We start from the raw sequence: 22,386 nt of genomic DNA on the forward strand, positions 1-22,386 counted from the left end.
ATTTTGTATGGAGCAACTTTATCACCGCCATATTTTGTTATTTTTATTTTAACAAATTAAAACGATGAAAGAACAAATATTATAAATAATTAAAAAGGCTGTCGAGGGTTTCTCGACAGCCTGAGCAAGTCCTGTTGGACTTGCCTTTTCTATATTCATATTGAGTACGTCGCTAAACGTTGCTCTCCGCTTTTCTTTTGTCCAGCTCCGAGCTCCAGCGACTAGCAGACTTCCTCTTCCTTCCTACGATAAGTCGACATCGGCTCGCCTGCGGCATTCACCGTGTCTCCTTTATCTCGTCAGGAATCGTCCAGTCTGTACGTCGCTAAACGTTGCTCTCCGCTTTTCTTTTGTCCAGCTGCAGCGCCTAGCCCCTCGAGGTCGCTTCGGTCCATCCAATGAAGTTAAAGTACGACTTCACTGGATGGACCTCCAGCGCTTGTCGCCCCTATGCAGCGGCCCTGCGCTTTTCTATTAATCCTCAAATTGGTATAAAGGCGTGCTGAGGTAACGCTCCCCGTTACTAGGAATAATGGCCAGCACTTTTTTGCCCTTGCCCAGTTTTTTCGCTACTTTCAGGGCAGCTGCAATGGCTGCACCAGAAGAAATTCCACCCAAGACTCCTTCCGCTCTAGCCACCTTTCTTGAGGTTTCAAATGACTCGTCATTAGTGATCGTGATCACTTCATCATACATCTCTGTATTTAATACTTGAGGAACAAATCCTGCTCCAATCCCCTGGATTTTATGAGGACCGGGCTTACCGCCTGACAGCACTGGTGAGTCAGTAGGCTCCACTGCATAAATTTTTATTTCAGGATATTTTTCTCTCAGCACCTCACCGGCACCTGTAATGGTTCCCCCCGTTCCGACTCCGGAAATGAATGCATCCAGCTGGTCACCCATTTGCTCTACAATTTCTTTTCCTGTTGTGTCATGGTGGATTTTTGGATTTGCACTGTTTTCAAATTGCTGGGGCAAGAAATACCCATGCTCTTTCGCAAGTTCGTTGGCTTTTTTAATCGCTCCGTTCATCCCTTCTGCACCGGGAGTCAATACAAGTTCAGCTCCATATGCACGGAGAAGATTGCGTCTTTCCATACTCATCGTATCAGGCATCACGAGGATGGTGCGGTATCCTTTTGCAGCAGATACCATGGCAAGGCCGATACCCGTATTACCGCTTGTCGGTTCTATGATCGTGTCTCCCTCTTTTAATTTGCCATCCTTTTCGGCTGCTTCAATCATCGCTAAGGCAATCCGGTCTTTTACACTGCTTCCAGGGTTCATATACTCTAATTTTACGTACACATCTGCGCTGTCCTCGTCTACTACGCGGTTTAACTTTACAATCGGGGTATTTCCAATAAGTTCTGTAACTGAGTTTGCAATTCGTGACATTTTCTCACTCCACCTCTAATTCCGAGTATTTATATTGGTTTATTTAAAATTATCATTTTACCGGTCTGCTGTCAACGAAAATATCGGCCCAAAATTACTATAGCTAACCTAAGCTCTGTTAGCTTCTTCTAAAATCTCTTCCAGCTCTTCTTTAGAGAAGCGGTATTCCTCGTTACAAAAATGGCACTGAGTATCCGCTTTGCCATCCTCTATGATCATATCCTGAATTTCTTCTTTGCCCAAACTAAGAATTGCCCGGCCAAACCGTTCTTTTGAACAATTACATTCAAATTTTACAGGCATTTTCTCAAGAATCCTGATATTTTCCTCACCGAGCAGGCGATTCAAGATCTCTTCAGGAGTCAAACCATCTTGGATCAGTTTGGAAATAGGAGGTGTCTGTGTGATACTTTCCTCGATCTTGCTGATCGTCTCCTCATCAGTACCGGGCATCAGTTGAATAATAAAGCCGCCGGACGCCTTTATTGTATTATCCGGATTTACGAGCACACCAACACCTACTGCAGACGGCGTTTGTTCCGATGTAGCAAAGTAATAAGTAAAGTCTTCTCCAAGTTCCCCGGAAACGATTGGTACCTGACCCGAAAAATGCTCCCGGAGGCCAATATCCTTCACGACGGACAGCATTCCGTCTGTACCCACCGCCCGGCGCACATCCAGCTTGCCTTTTTCATTTAAATCAAAGTGGACTTTTGGATTGGACACATATCCCCGTATATTTCCTTTCGCATCTGCATCCACTATAATGGCTCCGATCGGCCCGCCGCCTTCCACCTTAATTGTCAATTTTTCTTCACCTTTCAGCATCGCCCCCATCATGACTCCCGCAGTCATCGCTCTGCCAAGGGCTGCGGAAGCAGTGGGCCAAGTTTGGTGCCTCCTCTGGGCTTCTCCAATGGTTTCTGTACTGTTGACCGCATAAGCACGGACCTTCTGGTCATATGCCAATGCTTTTATTAAATAATCACTCATTCAGTCCACCTCTTTATTAAATATTTCTTTTGTAAATCAGGTGCAATCCTTTTAAAGTCAAATCATGATCAACGACCTCAATCATGTCGGTTTCGGATGAAATCAGGTTGGCAAGCCCTCCCGTAGCAATAACAGTCGGTTTCTCTTTACTTTTCTCCATGATCCGTTTTACGATACCTTCAACTTGCCCTACAAATCCGTATAAAATTCCGGCCTGCATAGAGGTTACAGTGTTTTTTCCGATAATATCTTCAACGTGTGCAATTTCAATGCGTGGCAGCTTGGCAGCCCTGGAATACAGCGCTTCAGTTGAAATTCCAATACCTGGTGCAATGACCCCGCCCGTATACTCAGATTTTTCATTTATGTAGCAAAAGGTTGTTGCCGTACCGAAATCTACAATGATCAGCGGGCTTCCATATTCATGGATGCCAGCCACTGCATTTACAATCCTGTCCGCCCCTACTTCCCGGGGATTCTCATACTTTATATTTAAGCCGGTTTTAATTCCAGGTCCAACTATTAGGGGTTTGACCTTAAAATACTGTTTACACATTTTTTCCATCGTAAACATAATGGGAGGAACAACCGAAGAAATAATAATTCCTTTTATATGTTCAAAACCGATCCCTGCATGTTCAAATAACGCCTTGATAATCATGGCATATTCGTCTTCTGTTTTATGGCGGTTTGTCTCTATTCGCCAATGATATTTCAGCGTGTCACGGTCATACACGCCAAGGACCGTATTGGTATTACCGACATCCAGAACAAAAATCAACCTCTTCACCAACTTTAACTAGACTTTTTTCTTCACACATCATACCATTAATACCATTTGCCACAAAAGAAAAAAGACACCGCAACGGCGTCTTTTTCATCATCTATTCTTTTTTATCCGGATCTGTATTTTTCGTCCGATCAACATGATCTTCAGCAGAACCCAGTGGATCATCCGGACGTTTCTCTTCAATCGCTAATGGATCTTCGTTCTCATCCTTCGGCTGAAGTGTCACCTTTGGCTCTTCACTGTCGGTTCCTGCAGATGAACCCGAACGTTCCGGCAATTTCCCCGTATCAAACAGACTTCTAATTTGTTCAGCATCGAGCGTCTCAACTTCCAATAAAGTTTGAGCAATGACTTCCAGCTGATCGCGATGCTCTGTCAAAATTTCTTTGGCACGGGCATAACATTCTTTAATAATCCGTTGAATTTCCTGGTCAATCTCAAATGCAATGGCATCGGAATAATTCTGCTCATTATGCAAGTCCCTGCCCAGGAACACCTGTCCGCCCTGTGTCTGGCCAAATTGAAGCGGTCCAAGTTTTTCACTCATACCGTATTCGGTAACCATTTTGCGGGCAATATTCGTTGCTCGCTGAAAGTCATTGTGAGCACCGGTAGATACTTCTCCAAAAACAATCTCTTCCGCAACACGTCCGCCCAAAAGCCCGGTGATTTTATCCAGGAGCTCCGGCTTCGTCATAAAGTAGCGATCCTCTTTAGGAAGCATGACTGCATAACCGCCCGCCTGTCCCCTTGGAACGATGGTTACTTTATGGACAACATCCGCTTCATCAAGGACAAGCCCGATGACCGTATGCCCGCCTTCGTGGTATGCCACAATATTTCTTTCTTTATCGGAAATGACTCTGCTCTTCTTAGCCGGACCGGCGATCACCCTGTCCGTCGCTTCATCCACATCAGACATATCAATCGACTTCTTGTTTCGTCTGGCAGCAATGAGCGCCGCCTCATTCAACAAGTTCTCCAAGTCTGCTCCGGAGAACCCGGGGGTCCTCATAGCAATGGCTTTTAAATCAACCGAATCATCAAGCGGCTTATTCCTTGCATGAACTTTTAAAACCGCTTCTCTTCCTGTCACATCCGGGCGATCAACCGTTATTTGACGGTCGAAACGACCAGGTCGCAACAAGGCAGGATCCAAAATATCCGGACGGTTGGTTGCCGCGATAATAATAATTCCTTCATTTTCGCCGAAGCCGTCCATCTCAACGAGCAATTGGTTTAAAGTCTGCTCACGTTCGTCGTGACCTCCGCCAAGACCAGCGCCGCGCTGTCGTCCAACCGCATCAATTTCATCAATAAAAATCATACAAGGTGCATTCTTTTTCGCGTTTTCAAACAAGTCACGCACCCTTGAAGCACCGACACCGACAAACATCTCTACAAAGTCCGAACCACTGATTGAGAAAAACGGTACGCCTGCCTCTCCGGCAACCGCCCTGGCTAGCAACGTTTTACCCGTACCTGGAGGTCCTACAAGCAGGATCCCTTTTGGTATACGTGCTCCCAGCTCTGAGAATTTTCTCGGGTCTTTCAAAAAGTCAACGACTTCCACCAATTCCTGTTTCTCTTCATCCGCGCCCGCTACATCTTTAAAACGGACTTTCTTTTTCTCTTCACTATACAGTTTGGCCTTGCTTTTACCAAAGTTCATGACACGGCTGCCGCCGCCCTGTGCTTGGTTCAGCAAGAAGAAGAATAAGATAAAGATAATAATAAATGGAATGATGGTGGTGAAGAACGATACCCAACCGCTCGTTTCTTTGGCCGGCATAACCTCCACTTCCGATGAAGCTGCATCAATCCTGTCAAGCATTTCGGGATTGTTCATGACATAGGTCATGAAATATTCGCCTTCTTCAGCGCCTTCCAATTGGCCGATCACTTCATAGACGCCTCTCTCAGGCTGTATGGAAAATTCTTTAATTTCCCCGTTTTCCAGGTGTGAAACAAACTCTTTATACGATATATTTTGTGTCGTCTCATTGCCATTGTTAAACCAGCTTACAATACCGATGAGAACGAGAAAGATAAGTAGATAAAAAATGGTATTTCTAAAGATCCGGTTCATCCCTAGCCTCCTCCCGCGGTAAAAAACTATATACAGTATACAATAGTATCACAGTCATTTTGAGATTTACAATAAAACCCTGCTGCCAATTTTCCATTGTTTTTAGCTTTCAGTATTGCCATACACCTCTGGTTTCAAAACCCCTATATAAGGCAGGTTTCGGTATTTCTCGGCGTAATCAAGACCGTAACCGACCACAAAGGCGTTGGGAACAACAAAACCTACGTAATCTGCCTTGATATCTGCTTTTCTTCCTTCCGGCTTATCCAAAAGAGTAACAATTTTGATTGATTTGGCTTTGCGGTAGCGGAACAGATCCACCAGATAACTTAATGTTACCCCGCTGTCGATAATATCTTCAATAATCAGAAGGTCTCGGCCTTCAACAGGTGTGTTCAAATCCTTTAAAATTTTCACTTCCCCTGATGAAGTTGTTGAATTGCCATAACTGGAGACATCCATAAAGTCCATTTCCAGATAGGTATCCACTTTTTTCAGCAGATCTGCCATAAAAGGCATTGCACCTTTTAACACGCCGATCGCAAGCGGAAACCTTCCTTCATATTCTTCTGTCAGCTGCCTGCCCAGCTCCTGAATCTTTTCTTCAATTTCCTTTTCGGTAATCAATATTCTTTCAATATCATTTCTCATTGGCTTTGTTGCCCCCCAGAGGTTGTGTAATACAAGATATATTGATGGCCGTGGCATTGAGGTCCAATATCATAAACGGATTTTTTCAAGCCGGGAATCCATAGGATCTGGCCTTCCTGATCGGTGATAATCGGCCAGCTGTCCCGCCGGGAACGAGAAATTTTTTCATCGATAAACAGATCTTTTACTTTCTTCCTTCCGTTCATGCCTTTCACCTTGATCCGGTCTCCCGGTCTCCGGGTCCGTACAATAAGCGGCAACTTTACTTCATTTTGATGCAGTATGATATAGTCACCGCCCGCTGAAGGAAGTTCGTTATTTATTTTTAATCCAATTTTCCCTCCGTCCGGCAGTAAAATGTTCTGACCAGGACGTAATTCAAATGTATATCCAGTCTCCTGATTCATAGAGACAAAAGTAAAAATGCAGTTCCGGTAAGAACGCACTACATGTAAACCAAGCGGGAGATCCAGCCTCCCTGAAGGGTTTTCTCCATTCAGAAGCTTTCCAACCAATTGTACATGCCCAGACGTTACGCAGGGTATTTTTTTCTGATAAAGATAGCTTAATATTAGATGAATACCCCTCCTTTGTAAAGGCAAAGGCATTTGCAAAAAGGAAGGGATATCCAAATGAACTTCCTTCTCCCCAAACCTTGATATTGTCCTGATTTCCCGCTCAGCCAACGCTTCCAAATAAGCTTCATCTTCCAATAAATCCTCGCTGAATCGCTGGAAATGTTCATGAACTTGTTGATTTTCACGTTTGAGGACCGGCAAGACATCCATACGAAAACGATTGCGTGTATAAGCCGGTTTTTCATTACTGGGGTCCATTCGCGGATGCAATTGATGAAATGTGCAGTAGTCGTTAATTTCGTCTTTTGTTACACCTAATAGCGGACGAATCAATTTCCCGCGGGCAAAAGCCCGAAGCGGAGGCATTCCTGCTCTTGCCTTTCCACTGCTTCCTCTAGTTAATCTCATGAGTATGGTTTCCATTTGATCATCTGCATGCTGTGCAACTGCCAGTTTATTAGCACCTAATTCCTCCATGACAGAGGCAAAAAATCGATAGCGATACTTACGCGCTGTTTCCTGCATCCCTGTTTGTTCCAACTTCATCTTTTGCTTGACATCTATGGACGCTGCCTTCAGTTCCAATCCATAATGGTCACAATAGGATCGTACATATTCGAGATCCTGAACCGACTCCTCTCCCCGGAGCATGTGGTCCACATGTGCCACAGCAAGACGGATGCCATACATATCCTGTCTTTTGACCAAAAAATCAAGCATGGCCATAGAATCCGGCCCTCCGGACACAGCTGCCACTACAAAGTCCCCACGGCGCAAAAGTCCGTGTTTTTCTATGAAGCTCATGATTTTTGTATTAAAACCTGGCATCTCACCATCTTTTCCCTTGCTCTTATATGTAAAAAACACTCAAATATCTTCTCTATTTTACCATCTTTTATACAGAACCACACGGAACTTTTCTCCCTAAAGCAAAAATAAGTAAATGTACAGGCCATATAAAAAAGTAGTAATAAAAAGAACACCTGCAGTCTCAATCATCGATCCTTTTTTCTTACCATGCCCCTGTCTGCTTTTGGCCTGCGTTTTCCTGCTTGATCGGGGAGCAGATAATATACCCAGCAAATCATTTTTCATTTCAGCTGCACTTCTGTATTTTCCCTCAAGTGCCTTATGTAAAACTCTCTCATATTGAAGCAAGCCGGAATTTTTTCGGATCATATGGTGCAGTTGCTCTAAACCATTTCCATTTTTCACGAAACGGGATGGATAATACGAATTGATCATCAGCATAGCCGTTGAGAAAAGATCGTAAGAAGGCTCCGCCTTCCGCGAACCTAATCCCCAATAGCCCCGATCAAAAAACTCAGTAAATTCTTTGATTGAACGCCCTTGTTTCGTCGTCCCTCCCACATCAATACAGCGGATCCTGGTACGAGGGGTTGATACAATTAAATTTTCCGGCTTCAAATCTCCAAAAACCCATCCTTGCCTGTGCATCTGGTCTAAAATGTCAAGCAGCTGGACAATCAAGACTGCACTCCAATGACTTCCTTTATTGTTAATAAAATCAAGAAGAACAGGTCCTTCTATATATTCCATTACGTAAAAAGGCAAAGCCCGTGCAGCGGCGGGTTGTTCCCAATCATCCACATCCAGTAAAGAAGGTCCAAGGGACGGCCCCTGGACCTGTGAAAAAGCTTTGAGCACATTGACCTCCGCCATAATGGACATGCTGTCATCACTCATTTTAAGCGCCGAGTAGCCGTCTTTGCCTTTAGCAAGGTACACGACACCATTGGCTCCGCTGCCAAGCCTCTTCACCACTCTGTACCGCTGTTTGTGCCACTTGCCGGTTACGAGCGTTCCTGGGGGAACGTTACATTGTTTCATCCAGGAATGATTCTTCATCTCTAGACAAGCGCCCCCTCAGTGATCGATTTGGCTGAAAAGCTGAAACAGCTTCCCTTAGAGCAGGGCCTGTGGGCGTAACGCCACCTGGTGCTAATTTAGGGAATACTCCCGTCAGCTTATCCAGTTGAGGAGTCCAGTCAAGCAATTTCTGCACGTCTTTTCTTTTCCCGGGGAATACATACACGGAAAAGGCATTGTTGCCTTGCCGCGCATTTAAACTTAGTGACAGATCAAGCAGCGCTTCCTTTACTGTCGGCAGCTTAAATGTCATGCTTGCACTTGTATCAATCAGTACAAGAACTTCAAGATTGGAAGTTTCACCTAATTCATCCACGACTTCCATCACTTCTCCCCTCTGGTCAGGAGGGAGTTCTTCTATTGAAGTTTCACTTCCCAAAATTTGTTTCAATTCACTGTTTACGACCCCCTGCAATGTTTGGGTCATGGCTTTTCTCGTTACCATTTGAACCGTCTCAGACAGTTGTTCTGCATAAACTACCTGGCTGATCCCCCCTCCCGCCAATGCGATCTCTTCTATTTCAGCATGTCCTTTCTCATCCAACGTGTCACGATCCAGCACCCCAATCACATTGACGGTGATTCCCTGCTCTTGTGCGAGCGATGCCATGGCTGCCGGATCTTCTCCTTTGTTGGAGCATCCGTCCGTAATTAATAGAATCTGCTTTAATGTGCCTTTTTTCATGATCTTCTCCTCCATTTCCGTACGCGGCCCCACAGCCGTTTGAGATGTTATCATCCTCGACGGAACAGGAGATTTTTATACAGTAGGCAAAACATTCCGGGGTATCAAACACTTCTTCTAACTTGCACCCGAAAGTCTGGCTCTTTTTTTCCTGACAGGAATAGCTGCCCATTTCGGGATATTGCGTTTGATCTTGGCCGCAACAATCGTCATATCGTCCGGAATCATTCCCGAACGGGTTCTGATCACCTCTTCCATAATCAAGTCAGAAACGGCCTGCGGATCATCTGTTTGCAGTTCTTTCAGCTTTCTCTTCATCCATAACTCATAATTTTCAACATGCTTAGGCCCCTCAAAAACTCCATCGCTCATCATAACAATCAAATCTCCGTCGCGAAGCTGCTCCGTGACAACGTCCACATCAAATTCATCCAAAATTCCGATCGGCAAATTGCCGGATTCGATTTTTTTAATCTTATTTCCCCTTTTTATAAAGCTGGGCGTGGAACCGATCTTTAAAAATTTGGCTTCTATGGTCTGCAAATCCACCAGAGCCAAGTCCAGTGTTGAAAAAACCTCATCATCCGTCCTCAAAGAAAGAACGGAGTTAATGGATTTAATCGCTACCTTTTCTTCTATTCCTGATTGCAGAATCGTTTGCAATAACTTTAAAGTTTCATTGCTCTCTTTATGGGCCCTTTCCCCATTTCCCATCCCATCGCTGATGGCAAGGGCATATTTACCTCCACCCAATTCGACGGTCGAATAACTGTCTCCTGAAAGAAAACCCCCTCCTTTTGCAGCGTGAGCCACCCCGGTCTCTACAACATAAGCTTTGGCTGATCGAAGCGTAATATAATGAAATCCGCTCGGATCATCTGGATCCTCTTTATTCTGGACTACAACTGTTTCCTCCATAATGTCAGAAACCAGCGGAGCGATCAGTTTTTCACACTCCCCATTCCCATACCAGTTGGGGACCATCAGATCAATATCGATACTCCCGGTTTCCAGGTTATAGATTTCTACGTATTCAATATCTATCCCGAAGTCCTGCAGAGCATCCAGGAGCATTTCTTCCTGTTTATGATGGTTGTTTTGCTCGCGCTTAATTTCTTTTGCAAAGTCACACATCACCTCCGATACACCGAGAAGCTGTTCAGCTACAAGCTTTCTGCTTTCCTGAACCTGCTTTTTCAACTTTTGATTTGCTTGATATACTGCCAGTTCCTGATGAATGGCATTTCTTACACTGTCTGCCTTATTGCAATGTTTTTCCAGCTTGCGATAGACAGGCTTCGGAAGCAGGCCGCTGTCCTCATCAATTTCATGCATAATGTGTTTCATCAAATCATATGTTTTATCAAAGTTCTCTCCCCAGCATTTATTTTTTCTGAAACACGTCTGGCACGTTTTTTCAGTAACTTTACTCAAAAACAGGTCAAACTCTTCTTCATCATCAGTAGATTCTTTCCATTTTTCAGGCTGCGAGAAACTGTCTGACAGCGCTTCAAATACTGTAGAGAACTGCTCCACTCTTCTCACGGTAATGTCCCGCACCTTTCTGGCATACTGTTGCTGATCCTTGGCATATTCCACAGTACCCGGAATATGGCGCGCCAATTTTTCTATTAAAGTCAAAGGGGTCAAAAATAATAGAATGACAGCAATGGACGATTCATACATCGTTACCATCAGTACACCGCTGCCCTCGCCATAAATTCCTACGAGCAACGTCGCTACGAGGAGACCCGCGGCGGTTCCGACGCGTCTGCCTTCTCTCAGCAGCCCCCCGAGAAGGCCGGCAAAAGCAAGTAAACTCATGTGGTAAAAGCTCGACATGCTGGCCAGGCTAAAAATCAGGCCTGTAACTACTCCGACTGTGGACCCGACTGCTGCACCTGCTGTAAAAGCAAACAGAATGACGAGATATCGGGCTAAAATATGTTCGATTGACAGATCATAAAGGGTCCAGCCAATTGTTCCAGTCAATACAGAAGCCAGCATAATGATCAGACTGATCACTTCTTCCGTTCTCAGCGCTTTGGCTCTTTTACCCGTTGTCAAAAACGGAATGCTTTGGATAAAGATGAATACAAGGACTAATGAGAGACCCGCTTCAACGGCTGCCATCAAAGCATCATAGTTTGAGAGGGTTTGTCCATTGCCGGCGTAAATAAATATAAGCTTTGTGAACAAAGAAATGAAAAATACATAGTAGGGAACTGCCTTCATCGGTACACTATGGAGTTTTTCCAAGAGGCGAAAACTGATAAGAAAGACGAAACAGATAGAAAAGATAAATAGGGTATGGCTGATGGAATTCGTCAGGGACCCTGCCAGCAGACCAAACCATACAAGGGGTGCATGTTTTCTTCTGGTCATAAAAATAGCAGCAAAGAACGGCAGAGCAAATGGAGTCAACTGTGATAAAATCAATGCCCGTCCAAGAAGAAAGCTTACAATCAGCAACGCCAGACCTTTTTGGAAAAGTACGACCTCCAGTTTCTGCCGTAATCTTCTCAGCCCGTTGGAAATGTCAAATTCAGTACTTTTCAATTCAGCTGTGCCGACGGATTCGACGATACTCTGATCTCCTTTTTCCATAGGTACATCTCTCCCCCGCAATCTATAATTGGTTCTCATTATAGAGCGGCAGAACATAAAACTTTGTCACTTTTAAGTGCGTGTATGCAAAATTCGTTCGACTAAATAGGGCAATAAGAGAAGCAATCAGCCAGAAACGTCGAAACACCGCAAGAAGAACGGGGAAAGTAAAAAAGCGAAGAGAACGTTGGGATCGTTCCTTCGCTTTATGTCTATATAAATATAAACTCTCCGGCCCGTTAGCAGACTGAAATTGCCTTACTATTGTCCAGCTGCGAACGGCGGCTCGAGGTCTCTTCAAAAAACAGGCGCCTTCGCCGGTTTTTCTCCAGCGCTTGCCGCACCTGGCAGCCGTCCTACGCTTTTCCATTGTACGGCTGCGGTGCCTAGCCCTCGAGGTCATAAGCCAAGTGCTGTTTAGCCCAACTACGCCCTATTCAACACTCGTCTTAAGGTTGTCGGGGCTGTGCAAGTCGCCTCCGCTTTCTATTATCCAATTAGACAGCAAGTTATCCTCTTCTGGAGCCGCGGCCACCTCGTTTTGACTCGGTGTGTCGCTTTAATGATGATAAGCGGTCTTCGCTTTCTTTTAAGAAGCGGTTCATCTTTTGCTCAAAACTTTCTTTTGAACGGAAATCATTCCCTCTTCCCTGTCTGGGACGGGCAGGCGGCTGATCTTTGGCTTTGCGGATTGACAGCCCGATCTTTCCATCCTTTTCAACATTAAGGACCCTGACAAGCACTTCTTCGCCAACCTTAAGATGTTCGTTGATATCCTTTACATAATTATCAGCCACTTCACTGATGTGAACAAGTCCTGTCGAGCCTCCGGGCAACTCTACAAACGCCCCAAAATGAGTGATGCCAGTAACCTTACCTTGTACCTTGCTGCCTACTTCAATCGACATAAAAAAATTTATCCTCCTTAAAGTGTTTACAAAAATCCTTACTTTATATTATAGCGAAATTGAAAAAAAAGTGTCAATATGAGCCCGATTTAATCCTTCTCTTTCTCTTCTTTTTTTTCCTTTTCTTTTTCCTTTGGAATATTAAAGATAATTTCCCCTTTATCAGAAAGAAAGTATTCACTTCTGGCCAGCTTGGCTATATATTCATCATCATTCAATTTGACAATTTCGTTTTCCAGCCTTAATTGCTGTTTTTCAAGCTCGGTCAAACGTTCTTCAGCCTTTGCTTTTTCGGTTTCTTTCGCTTTTAGAGCAGCCTCCCTTGAAACCAGAGTAGATATAAGCAAGGTACAGACCAAAAGAGAAAACACAAAAAACACGGATAGGCGGCGGATCAGCAGTTTTTTCCTTCGGGCTGCAGAGCGTGCGGCGATTTCTTGCTCTATCGTATAGTTATTTTCCAGTGTAGTAACGGTACGTCCTGGTTTGGCACCCATCCATAAACCTCCTACCTTTTTTTGTGAATCCTGCTTAATACTTTGATCATTGTATTCTTGCTTTTTATTAAATATCCTGCCATTTTTTTTCGCAGTTGAATGACAAACTTTGTGACTGATGTGGGGATGATTCTTTTTAAAATCCATGTAAACGGCTTAAAGACAGTCTTCAAAGTCCATTTTACCACTTTCCAGGCAATTTTTACAAGGGCCAATAAAAGCCCATATACATAAAGGAGGATGGAGACCACGATGAGAACCAACCCCTTCAGGGGCTTGTACACCATGAAATAAACCATTTTATAGATCAGTCCAGCCGTGTGAACGACCAGGCGGATTAACGTTTCCAGTACATTTTGGTAGACCTGCTTAAACAATGCCTGGTAGGCCGAAAAACCGCAAAGAAGGGCAAGAAAAAGAAAAAATCGCAGCTCTCCGAAATTTACCTGAAAAAGCACGTAAAAGATGATAATCCCTTGAATACACCAAAACAGGAGATCATTCAGAAAGACGATCCAACTCTTTCGGGTCCCTCTTTTTAAAAATCGCTGATACGTATCGAGCATGGCACCAAAGGCAATGCCCATACCGATCATGGACATCAATGTATAAAATTGAACTGGAAGACTCATTTAAACAACTTGCCAAAGAATCCTTTAGCTTTCCCCCCGTCGTGATCATCAAGGTAGACAATGTCATAAACCTTTCCTTTGATCGACACGACGCCTTTGTCTACATCCAAATTTTTCATTTGCAGGCTGTGCCCGCGAATAGCCAGGAAGCCCATAACTGTTTCCAGCAGGAACTCCTCATTGTCAAAGCTCTCTACTTGTTTGACTCCAGTAATATCAATTAATCTTCGTCCCCGCATTACCAGGTCATGATCAGGTCCCGTTCCTTTGCCGGCTTGGTTCGAATCATAGTATTGGCTCATTCTTCATCCCCTCTTTTTCGTACCGATTTTGATATATGTATATGCCTGAGAGAAGATAAGTAGAACAAGCCATACGGACTGCATCAATGACGGGGGGCAAAAAGCATGACGGCTACACCGGCCAAACAAATGCAGGCACCGGCCCAGTCGTACATATCCGGCGTCTTCTTATCAATCCACCATCCCCACAGTATGGAGACCACTATAAATACGCCGCCGTACGCTGCATATACCCGTCCAAAACTCGGAAATGCCTGAAATGTGGCAATGACCCCGTACAAAAATAATGCGGCTGTGCCGGCAATTCCCAAGTAAAATGATTTGCTTTCACGAAGCCAAAGCCAGATCAAATAGCCTCCTCCCACTTCTGCGATCCCGGCTAAAATAAATAGAATCATTGCATATAACATACAGTTCACTTCCCTTATACATCAATAAAAAATCGAGTGCGGTATTGTCTGCACCCGATCTCCAGCCTTACTCTTCTTCCTTTACCCGCTCTTCCTTCAGCAGGCGGTACATATGAGCTGCGTTTTCCTTCTTCGTGGATTCCTGCAGTTCTTCCACTTGGACAGTCACAATTTTCTGTCCGAAACGAATCGAAAGCTCGTCACCAACTTTGACGTTGGAGCTTGCCTTTGCCTGCTGGCCATTAATCGTAATTCGTCCTTTGTCTGCTACTTCCTTTGCTAGAGGACGTCTTTTGATCAGCCGTGATACTTTTAAAAATTTATCCAGCCTCATCGTTGACAATGCATTCACCTACTATTTTCCTTGTTTTTTCGCTTCATTCCAAAAACGGTCCAGTTCCTCGAGAGAATAGTCATTGAACGGGCGTCCGCTATGTTTTACTTTTTCCTCTATAAAAGAAAACCGCCTATAGAACTTCTCATTGGCCGCCTGCAAAGCTTCTTCCGGATGGATATTTGCCAGCCGGGCTGCGTTGACAACTGCAAACAGCAAATCTCCCATCTCTTCCAATTGGGTCTTCCTGTCTACTTTCGCCAGTTCTTCTTCAAATTCCTTTGTTTCTTCCTTTACTTTTTCCATTGCTTCTTCTGCGTTTCCCCAATCAAAACCAACCTTTGCGGCTGTTTTCTGTACTTCATACGCTCGGAGGAGTGCAGGGAGGCCTATTTCAATCTGTTCAAGGAGAGAGATGTCTCTTGCTGGTTTTCCTTTTTCCGCAGCCTTGATCTGCTCCCAATTGATCACTGCATCCTCCGCCCGATCAGCCTCTCCCTCACCAAATACATGAGGGTGACGGCGGATCATTTTTGCCGAGATGCCTTCGATCACATCATCAATGGAAAACATGCCTTCATCCTCGCCGATTTGCGAATGGAGCATTACCTGTAAAAGAACATCTCCCAGCTCTTCAACCATATGGTCGGTATCACCCCGGTCAATCGCATCCAGCAATTCATAAGACTCTTCGATTAAGTACTTTTTTAAAGAAAGATGGGTTTGTTTTTGATCCCAAGGACATCCGCCGGGTCCGCGCAACGAGGCAATTATGTCCCTCAGTGTTGAAAATTCTCTCATGGCCTGTTCCCTTGTAGAAACGGGAGGCACATAAACACTTGTTAGATTATCCAGGAAGGGCTGCCTGTCCAACTCGAACAAAGGTATCTTTCGGATTTCTTCAGCTGCGCTTCCTGCTGCCTTTATTACTGTAACTTCATAATCATCCGGGAATTTTTCCATTAAGGTCAGTTTGACATCAGAAGCGACCATCTGGTCATACACCTGTGCAATGATGAGATGCTGGCGGATTTGTATATCTTCCCGCTTGAGCATCGTTCCATCCAACAGTTGAAAACCGTCAATCGGATCCAACCGGACAGCAGTAATTAAAGCATCGAGGAAACTTTGCCCTCCCACGATAATTACGTTTACGTTCCGCTCTGTACTTTTCTCCAACAGCAGCTGGACAGTTTGCTCCGCAATCATCGGATGCCCCGGAACTGCATAAACAATATCGCCTTTGGCCGCTTCTTTAAATAGCCATTCGGCAATCTCATCATAAACAGCGTCAAATTGGCCATGCTTTTCATAAATATCATCAAAAGAACGATAGGCTAGCCCTTCTTTTTCCAGTTCTTTTATTACCGGATGCTCTTTTGTTCTTAAAAACAGCGGGTCCGCATCTTTTAACAGATGATAGATGCCAAGAGGCAGCTGGTTAAGATCTCCTGCACCCAGTCCGGCAATCCGAATTGTATTCATCCCGTTTTCCTCCTTCCAAATACTGCGAGCTTGGATCCATAGGGTATATGGCCGATTTCTTCATCGGTAAACAAGCGGGTTCGCATCAAGACCATTAGGTAGACGCTTCCTCCAACCACAACCCCTGTTAATGATGCAGCCGTTTGAAAAAGCCTTCCGTCCGTCCCGAATAGGTCAAAAATAAACAGCCATACACGGAGAACAGCCGTCATGGCAACAGCAGATGCAGCCAGGGGAATAAAAGAATGCCTAAGTTCAGACAGAATGGAAAAAGCGGTGTTAAGCTTCCATAACATAAGCAGACATGCCACAAACAGCCCCATAACTGTGGACAATGCTGCACCCATTGTTCCATAAACGGGAACAAGCAGGAGATTCCCTATGTATTTGCCTAACACACCAACCATAATATACTTGGCTGGCGACATAACCTCTCCGACCCCCTGCAAAATACCGGATACCGTCATAATGATTGAAGCAAAAAAAATGGACACTGCCAACACGGCTAACACTGCGGATCCATCACCTGTTTGAAACAGCATAATATTGGCCGGCCGAATGATATTTATCAGCCCTGCAGCCGCTCCCAGGCCGACTGTCATGCTGATTTTAAGGGAGGTGCTCACTTTTTTTTGCAAGATCTCCTGGTTGTCCTGGATCCATGCCGCCGTTACAGCCGGAACAAGCGCGAGAGATAAGGATGCCGCTGCAACTGTCCCCAGCTGGATCAATGGCTGGCCGCGGTCAAACACGCCTTTTAACGATTTTGCATCCTCACTTCCAAAGCCTGATTGGACAAGCAGAGAATATAGATTCAGTGAATCAACCAATTGAAACAAAATAAGAAGCAATCCGCTGAAACAGATGGCAACACCGTGGGTAAGCAATGTTTTTCCGGTAGAGGCCAGTTCTTGAATAGAGAGCAGCGGCAGTGAAACCAATAGACGCTTTTTACTCTTTTTAATGAAAATGCCAAGAACCGCCATGCCTGCCAGGCCCCCTGCCAAGGCACCTGCCCACACACCTCTGCCTGTATCATATAGAGAAAAGCCGGCGTTAACCAAAAGATAAGAAACGATTAAAATAGCCGCCACCCTGATCAACTGTTCAATGAACTGGCTGATGGCTGTCGGCGCCATATTTCCAACCCCTTGTGAAATCCCCCGCCATAAGGAAAGGAATGGAAGGAATAAAAAGAAGAAAGCGACTACTTGAATCACCGGAGCAAGCAATGGATCTCCCATCCACCGGGAGATCGTCCCCGCTCCCAAAAACACAAGAAGAAACAAACCGGTTCCTACCAGACATAAAACGAAAAAAGCTGTCTGCAGAATTTTATGCAGATGTTCTGACCCGCCGTTGGGGTCTGCTCCTTTTTCCGCAACAATCCGGGAAATGGCTACAGGAAAACCAGAGGCTGCCAGGACAGCAGCAATACCGTATATAGGATAGACTTGCTGATATATGTAAAAACCGGTATCACCTACGATATTTTGAAACGGTACGCGGTAGACAGCGCTTAAAACCTTTATCATCATAGCAGCTGCTGTTAAAATAACAGCGCCTTTCATCCATTGTTGTGAATCGTCCGGCAAGCTCTCCCTCGCCTTTCTGCATAAATTTATCGGTAGACATTATAACATATCAGAGAGATGGAAGGAGCCGGGTTTTACACAGAAAAGGGAAACGGGCCTGGAAATACCAAGGCCCGTGCGGGTTAATAGGATTTATTCAAGATTCCATTTGCCTTGCCAAAAAGCTTGCTGCTGTTTCTGCTGATTTTTGCTCAATTTCACCGAGAGCCTTATCTTTGGAGAAAATAATGACGGCACCAATTGGATCGCCGCTGGCGATGATTGGAGCAATTGCGTACGAAGCAATCTCCTCTTCAAATCCTTCGACAAGGGAGATGCTTCCCGCATTTGTTTCCAGCTTGGGGGAGCGATTCGCCATAACCTGTTCAATCATTTCACTGTTATTTTTATTCATGTAATCTTTTTTTGAACTGCCTGCGACCGCTATGACCGCATCCCTGTCGCAAATCAAAACAGAACTTCCTAAACTGTCGAATAATGCTTCACCGTATTCTTTTGCAAAGTCACCCAATTCATTAATGGGGGAGTACTTTTTAAGAATAACCTCCCCTTCCCGGTCTACAAAAATTTCAAGCGGGTCCCCTTCACGAATCCGGAGGGTTCTCCTAATTTCTTTTGGTATTACAACTCTTCCTAAATCATCAATACGACGAACTATTCCTGTTGCCTTCATTACAAAGTTGCCTCTCTTTCATCAGATGATTTTCCGGAATATCCAAAAAAGAACTCGATGGCACCCTGGGGCAGCCTGTTGGATTACCTGTAAGTACTTTTTCAAATCTTTACCTGTGTTATTGGAATTAGTATCTTTCAAAAAAATCGGTTCTATTCATAAACTGTTCTTTTTTGGACAAATTTCTTTTTTTTTACTGACTTTTGATGAAAAAGAAGCATAACAACATGTTACAAGGCTCCGCATACAGCTCTGCATGACTATTGCAATTGACCGGCCTGATATCTAAACCGGGGCCTGTTCTTTTTTGGCCGTATTTAATTGCTTGATCATGTCCACGACAATGGAAAGCCACTCTTTTGTTTCCAGTCTCTTTGTTTGAAGCGTAATTTTCAAACGGCTGCCCTCCATACCCAGACCAACTATGCGGCCATGTCGGTTTGTGATTTCAAAAACTTTCCGTCCGTCAATTTCATTGGTTCCTTCTTCTGAAAAGTAGATGGCAATTTCGCTTTTAGACTGTTTAACGGATTCCAGCTTAATGGCTTTTGCGTACACTTTCATTTCGGCAACAGTAAACAGATAATCCACTTGTTCCGGATAGTCCCCAAAACGGTCTATCATTTCTTCTTTAAGCTCTTCGACTTCTTCCATGGTTTCAAGGTTTCTAAACCGCTTATACATTTCTATTTTTTGCTGGCTGTCGGAAATGTAAGCATCAGGAATGTAAGCATCCAAATTAAGTTCCACTTCTAATATAGGCGCGGTATCCTCAGGCATATCACCCTTACGCTGTTCAATGGCTTCTTTCAGCATTTGAGAGTACAAGTCGAATCCTACAGAATCGATAAAACCGTGCTGCTGGGCTCCCAACAGGTTACCGGCTCCCCTTATGGACAAATCACGCATAGCAATTTTAAATCCTGACCCAAGCTCGGTAAATTCTTTAATGGCCTGCAATCTTTTTTCAGCCACTTCCGACAGTACTTTATCTTTCCGGTACGTAAAATAGGCATATGCCACACGATTGGAACGTCCTACGCGCCCTCTCAGCTGATACAGCTGAGAAAGACCCATCCGGTCTGCATCATGTACAATCAGTGTATTCACCCTTGGGATATCTACGCCGGTTTCGATAATTGTGGTTGTGACAAGCACATCAAATTCCCCGTCTAAAAAGTTTAATATAACAGCCTCCAATTCGGATTCACTCATTTGCCCATGAGCGTAGGCAACTCTTGCATCCGGGACAAGCAAGGAAATTTCCTCCGCCTTCCTCTCAATATCTTCCACGCGGTTATACAGGAAATATACCTGGCCGTCACGGGCCAGCTCACGTTCAATCGCTTCCTTTATAAAAACACCATTATATTCCATGACAAACGTCTGGACCGGGTAACGGTTTTCCGGCGGGGTTTCTATAACTGACAGATCCCGTACCCCAAGCATGGACATGTGGAGTGTCCGAGGTATCGGGGTTGCCGTTAAAGTCAACACGTCAACATTGGTTTTCAGCTGTTTGATTTTTTCCTTGTGTGTAACGCCAAATCGCTGTTCCTCATCTACAATCAGCAGTCCGAGTTCAGCAAATTTTATGTCCTTTGATAATAGGCGATGGGTACCGATCACAAGATCAATCGTACCGTTTTTCAGGCCTTTGACTGTTTCCGTCTGCTGTTTCCTTGTCCGGAACCTGCTGAGCAGGCTGATGTTGATAGGGTAGCCGTTAAACCGCTCTTTAATGGTTTCAAAGTGCTGCTGGGCCAAGATTGTTGTCGGAACTAATATCGCCACTTGCTTTCCGTCCATGATGGCTTTAAAAGCGGCACGGATGGCCACTTCTGTTTTACCATAACCTACATCACCGCAGAGCAGACGGTCCATTGGACGCTCCCTTTCCATGTCGCGTTTAATTTCAGCAATGGATCTCAGCTGATCTTCTGTTTCCTGATAAGGAAAAGACAGTTCAAACTCTCTCTGCAAGTCCCCATCAGGGGAAAACGCATACCCTTTTGACGCTTCACGTTCTGCATACAGCTTGATCAATTCATCTGCAATATCCTTTACCGAAGACTCTACCCTCTTCTTAACACGTTTCCAATCGCTTCCTCCGAGTTTATACATTTTGGGTTCTTTGCCTTCGGAACCGACGTATTTCTGAACAAGCTCGATCTGGTCCACCGGAACATACAGCGAGTCATTGCCCTGATAGGAAATATGCAAATAGTCTTTATGAATGCCTTTCATTTCAAGCGTTTCAATTCCAAGGTATTTACCGATCCCATGATTGACATGAACAACATAATCACCGGGATTCAATTCGGAGTAGCTTTTAATTCGCTCTGCATTTGACAGCTTTTGCCGCCGCTTCATCTTTCTTGTTTTCTTATTGAATACTTCTTCTTCTGTTACTACAGCAAGCTTCAGTGAAGGCAGTTCAAATCCGGCATTGAGTGCACCCTTTATGATTTGTACACCGGAAAACTGGCCCGGTTCCTCGACAACAGCAGCTTCCACTCCATAATCACGCAAAACGGACTGCATTTTTTGACTGCGTTCTTCATTCGGGGCAAGAAAGACAACAGACATTTGATTGCTTTTCCAACGATCCACCTCTGAAGAGAGCAAATGCATCTGCCCATGGAAGTTTTGCATGAGTTTACAAGGAACATTTGCTATATTTTGGGGACTCGTGTTAGGAATATGACGCAAAAATAATGATACATAAATACGGGGCAATGGCGTGCCCACAAATAATTCATTCAGCGAGTGGGCAATCTTCAAATCATGGGTAACGCTCCCCTGCTCAAGGACTGCCATGTACCATTCTGCTTCTTCCTTCTCCAATCGCTCATTCATTTCCTGGATGCGGCTGAATTCATCAAGTACGATGATGCTGTCTTGAGGAACATAATCTAGCAAACTTGCAGCCGGCTCATAGGCTAGTTGCGTATATTTAAAAAATTGTTCCGGCTTCTGGCCGTTACGCATTTGTTCAATATCAGCCCCGATATTTTGGGCAAGCTGCTCTTTCGTATAATCCTTTTTCACTTTCTTTAAAGATCGGCTCAAGCTTTGTTCCAATTGATCCGCTGCCCGCAACAACTGGCCTGCATCTGCCGGGGACTCCGTGGCAGGTCCAATTACAACTCGGGAAAGCTTTTCTTTTGAGCGCTGATCATCCAGCGAAAAAGTCCGTATGGAATCAACTTCAACATCAAACAACTCAATTCGGATGGGATCTGATTCCGTCAATGGATAAATATCCAATATGCCTCCGCGCAAACTAAACTCCCCGGGCGCACTGACCATGTCGGAGCGGGTATAACCCATTTGAATGAGTAGAGGCAGTTTCTTATTTAAGTCCAACTCAGCTCCCGTTTCGATTTCGATTTGCAGCTCTTTCCAAACGGATACAGGCGGCAGTATTTTTCTAATTCCGGCCATAGGCACGACAAAAATACCCTGACGGCCCGAAACCATATGATTGAGTGCCTCTATTCGCTGGGACCGGAGCTCAGGACTGGCCACAGCAAGCTCAGATGCAATCAACTCATTTGCAGGGTATAAATATAACTGATCTTCTTCAACCAACTGGGAAAGGTCTTCATAAAGTTTTTGTGCCTGAAGCAAATTATGTGTAACCACAATAAGCGATCGGTTTGTTTCTTTTGCCGTTGCTGCAATAAACAGCGTCCTCGCAGACCCCGACAGTCCCGCGACCTGCTGTTCATTCATTCCTTCTTTCAGTCCGCCGATAACTGATTGCAGCTCACTTTGTTGTAGTATCAAGTCTCTTAAAGCATGCATGTCTTTCTCCTCTTTCCAGAAAATGGAACACCTTTTTAACGGAAAAACGCTTTGGT

General features: G+C 44.6%; 19 protein-coding genes. All 19 read right to left on the bottom strand.

The genetic code is table 11. The features are described 5' to 3' along the window. Positions 1-474: 474 nt before the first annotated feature. Positions 475-1,401, bottom strand: a complete 927-nt coding sequence (gene cysK, locus ACFSCZ_RS07010; protein WP_380773115.1) for a cysteine synthase A — start codon at positions 1,399-1,401, stop codon at positions 475-477. Between the two features lie 108 nt (positions 1,402-1,509). Continuing rightward, positions 1,510-2,394: an Hsp33 family molecular chaperone HslO gene (hslO, locus tag ACFSCZ_RS07015; RefSeq protein ID WP_380773117.1), complete on the bottom strand. Its 885-nt coding sequence runs from the start codon at positions 2,392-2,394 to the stop codon at positions 1,510-1,512. 16 nt (positions 2,395-2,410) lie between these two features. Further along, positions 2,411-3,175 (bottom strand): type III pantothenate kinase, encoded by a 765-nt coding sequence (locus ACFSCZ_RS07020; protein ID WP_380773119.1) that lies wholly within the window; start codon positions 3,173-3,175, stop codon positions 2,411-2,413. A 103-nt stretch (positions 3,176-3,278) separates the two neighbouring features. Continuing rightward, positions 3,279-5,273, bottom strand: coding sequence for an ATP-dependent zinc metalloprotease FtsH (gene ftsH, locus ACFSCZ_RS07025; protein WP_380773120.1), 1,995 nt, complete (start codon positions 5,271-5,273; stop codon positions 3,279-3,281). Positions 5,274-5,375: 102 nt separating this feature from the next. After that, on the bottom strand, positions 5,376-5,924 hold the full coding sequence (gene hpt, locus ACFSCZ_RS07030) for a hypoxanthine phosphoribosyltransferase (RefSeq protein WP_380773121.1): 549 nt from the start codon (positions 5,922-5,924) through the stop codon (positions 5,376-5,378). Beyond that, the gene (tilS, locus tag ACFSCZ_RS07035; RefSeq protein WP_380773122.1) at positions 5,921-7,369 is read right to left on the bottom strand and encodes a tRNA lysidine(34) synthetase TilS; all 1,449 of its coding nucleotides are present in this window, start codon (positions 7,367-7,369) and stop codon (positions 5,921-5,923) included. The genes hpt and tilS overlap by 4 nt, the downstream gene beginning before the upstream one ends. 57 nt (positions 7,370-7,426) lie before the next feature. Beyond that, positions 7,427-8,371 (bottom strand): protein kinase domain-containing protein, encoded by a 945-nt coding sequence (locus ACFSCZ_RS07040; RefSeq protein WP_380773123.1) that lies wholly within the window; start codon positions 8,369-8,371, stop codon positions 7,427-7,429. Beyond that, on the bottom strand, positions 8,340-9,077 hold the full coding sequence (locus ACFSCZ_RS07045; protein ID WP_380773124.1) for a vWA domain-containing protein: 738 nt from the start codon (positions 9,075-9,077) through the stop codon (positions 8,340-8,342). Before ACFSCZ_RS07045 ends, ACFSCZ_RS07040 begins: the two co-directional genes overlap by 32 nt. A 117-nt stretch (positions 9,078-9,194) precedes the next feature. Next, complete coding sequence (gene spoIIE, locus ACFSCZ_RS07050) at positions 9,195-11,684, bottom strand: stage II sporulation protein E (protein ID WP_380773125.1); 2,490 nt, start codon at positions 11,682-11,684, stop codon at positions 9,195-9,197. A 509-nt stretch (positions 11,685-12,193) separates the two neighbouring features. Next, positions 12,194-12,592, bottom strand: a complete 399-nt coding sequence (locus ACFSCZ_RS07055; protein ID WP_380773126.1) for a S1 domain-containing RNA-binding protein — start codon at positions 12,590-12,592, stop codon at positions 12,194-12,196. 89 nt (positions 12,593-12,681) lie between these two features. Further along, complete coding sequence (locus ACFSCZ_RS07060; protein WP_380773127.1) at positions 12,682-13,089, bottom strand: FtsB family cell division protein; 408 nt, start codon at positions 13,087-13,089, stop codon at positions 12,682-12,684. Positions 13,090-13,100: 11 nt separating this feature from the next. Beyond that, positions 13,101-13,721 carry a spore cortex biosynthesis protein YabQ gene (gene yabQ / locus ACFSCZ_RS07065; protein WP_380773128.1) on the bottom strand — a complete coding sequence of 207 codons (621 nt, stop codon included), beginning with the start codon at positions 13,719-13,721 and terminating at the stop codon, positions 13,101-13,103. Continuing rightward, positions 13,718-14,023 carry a sporulation protein YabP gene (gene yabP, locus ACFSCZ_RS07070; protein ID WP_380773129.1) on the bottom strand — a complete coding sequence of 102 codons (306 nt, stop codon included), beginning with the start codon at positions 14,021-14,023 and terminating at the stop codon, positions 13,718-13,720. Before yabP ends, yabQ begins: the two co-directional genes overlap by 4 nt. A gap of 83 nt (positions 14,024-14,106) precedes the next feature. After that, positions 14,107-14,433, bottom strand: coding sequence for a YnfA family protein (locus tag ACFSCZ_RS07075; protein WP_380773130.1), 327 nt, complete (start codon positions 14,431-14,433; stop codon positions 14,107-14,109). Between the two features lie 67 nt (positions 14,434-14,500). Continuing rightward, on the bottom strand, positions 14,501-14,767 hold the full coding sequence (locus ACFSCZ_RS07080; protein ID WP_380773148.1) for an RNA-binding S4 domain-containing protein: 267 nt from the start codon (positions 14,765-14,767) through the stop codon (positions 14,501-14,503). Between the two features lie 21 nt (positions 14,768-14,788). Next, on the bottom strand, positions 14,789-16,252 hold the full coding sequence (yabN, locus tag ACFSCZ_RS07085) for a bifunctional methyltransferase/pyrophosphohydrolase YabN (protein ID WP_380773131.1): 1,464 nt from the start codon (positions 16,250-16,252) through the stop codon (positions 14,789-14,791). After that, complete coding sequence (locus tag ACFSCZ_RS07090) at positions 16,249-17,847, bottom strand: putative polysaccharide biosynthesis protein (protein ID WP_380773132.1); 1,599 nt, start codon at positions 17,845-17,847, stop codon at positions 16,249-16,251. The genes yabN and ACFSCZ_RS07090 overlap by 4 nt, the downstream gene beginning before the upstream one ends. Before the next feature lie 136 nt (positions 17,848-17,983). After that, on the bottom strand, positions 17,984-18,520 hold the full coding sequence (spoVT, locus tag ACFSCZ_RS07095; RefSeq protein ID WP_380773133.1) for a stage V sporulation protein T: 537 nt from the start codon (positions 18,518-18,520) through the stop codon (positions 17,984-17,986). A gap of 285 nt (positions 18,521-18,805) precedes the next feature. After that, on the bottom strand, positions 18,806-22,330 hold the full coding sequence (gene mfd / locus ACFSCZ_RS07100; protein WP_380773134.1) for a transcription-repair coupling factor: 3,525 nt from the start codon (positions 22,328-22,330) through the stop codon (positions 18,806-18,808). Positions 22,331-22,386: the final 56 nt, after the last annotated feature.

Source organism: Siminovitchia sediminis, from assembly GCF_042680885.1.
Taxonomy (GTDB): Bacteria; Bacillota; Bacilli; order Bacillales; family Bacillaceae_C; genus Siminovitchia; species Siminovitchia sediminis.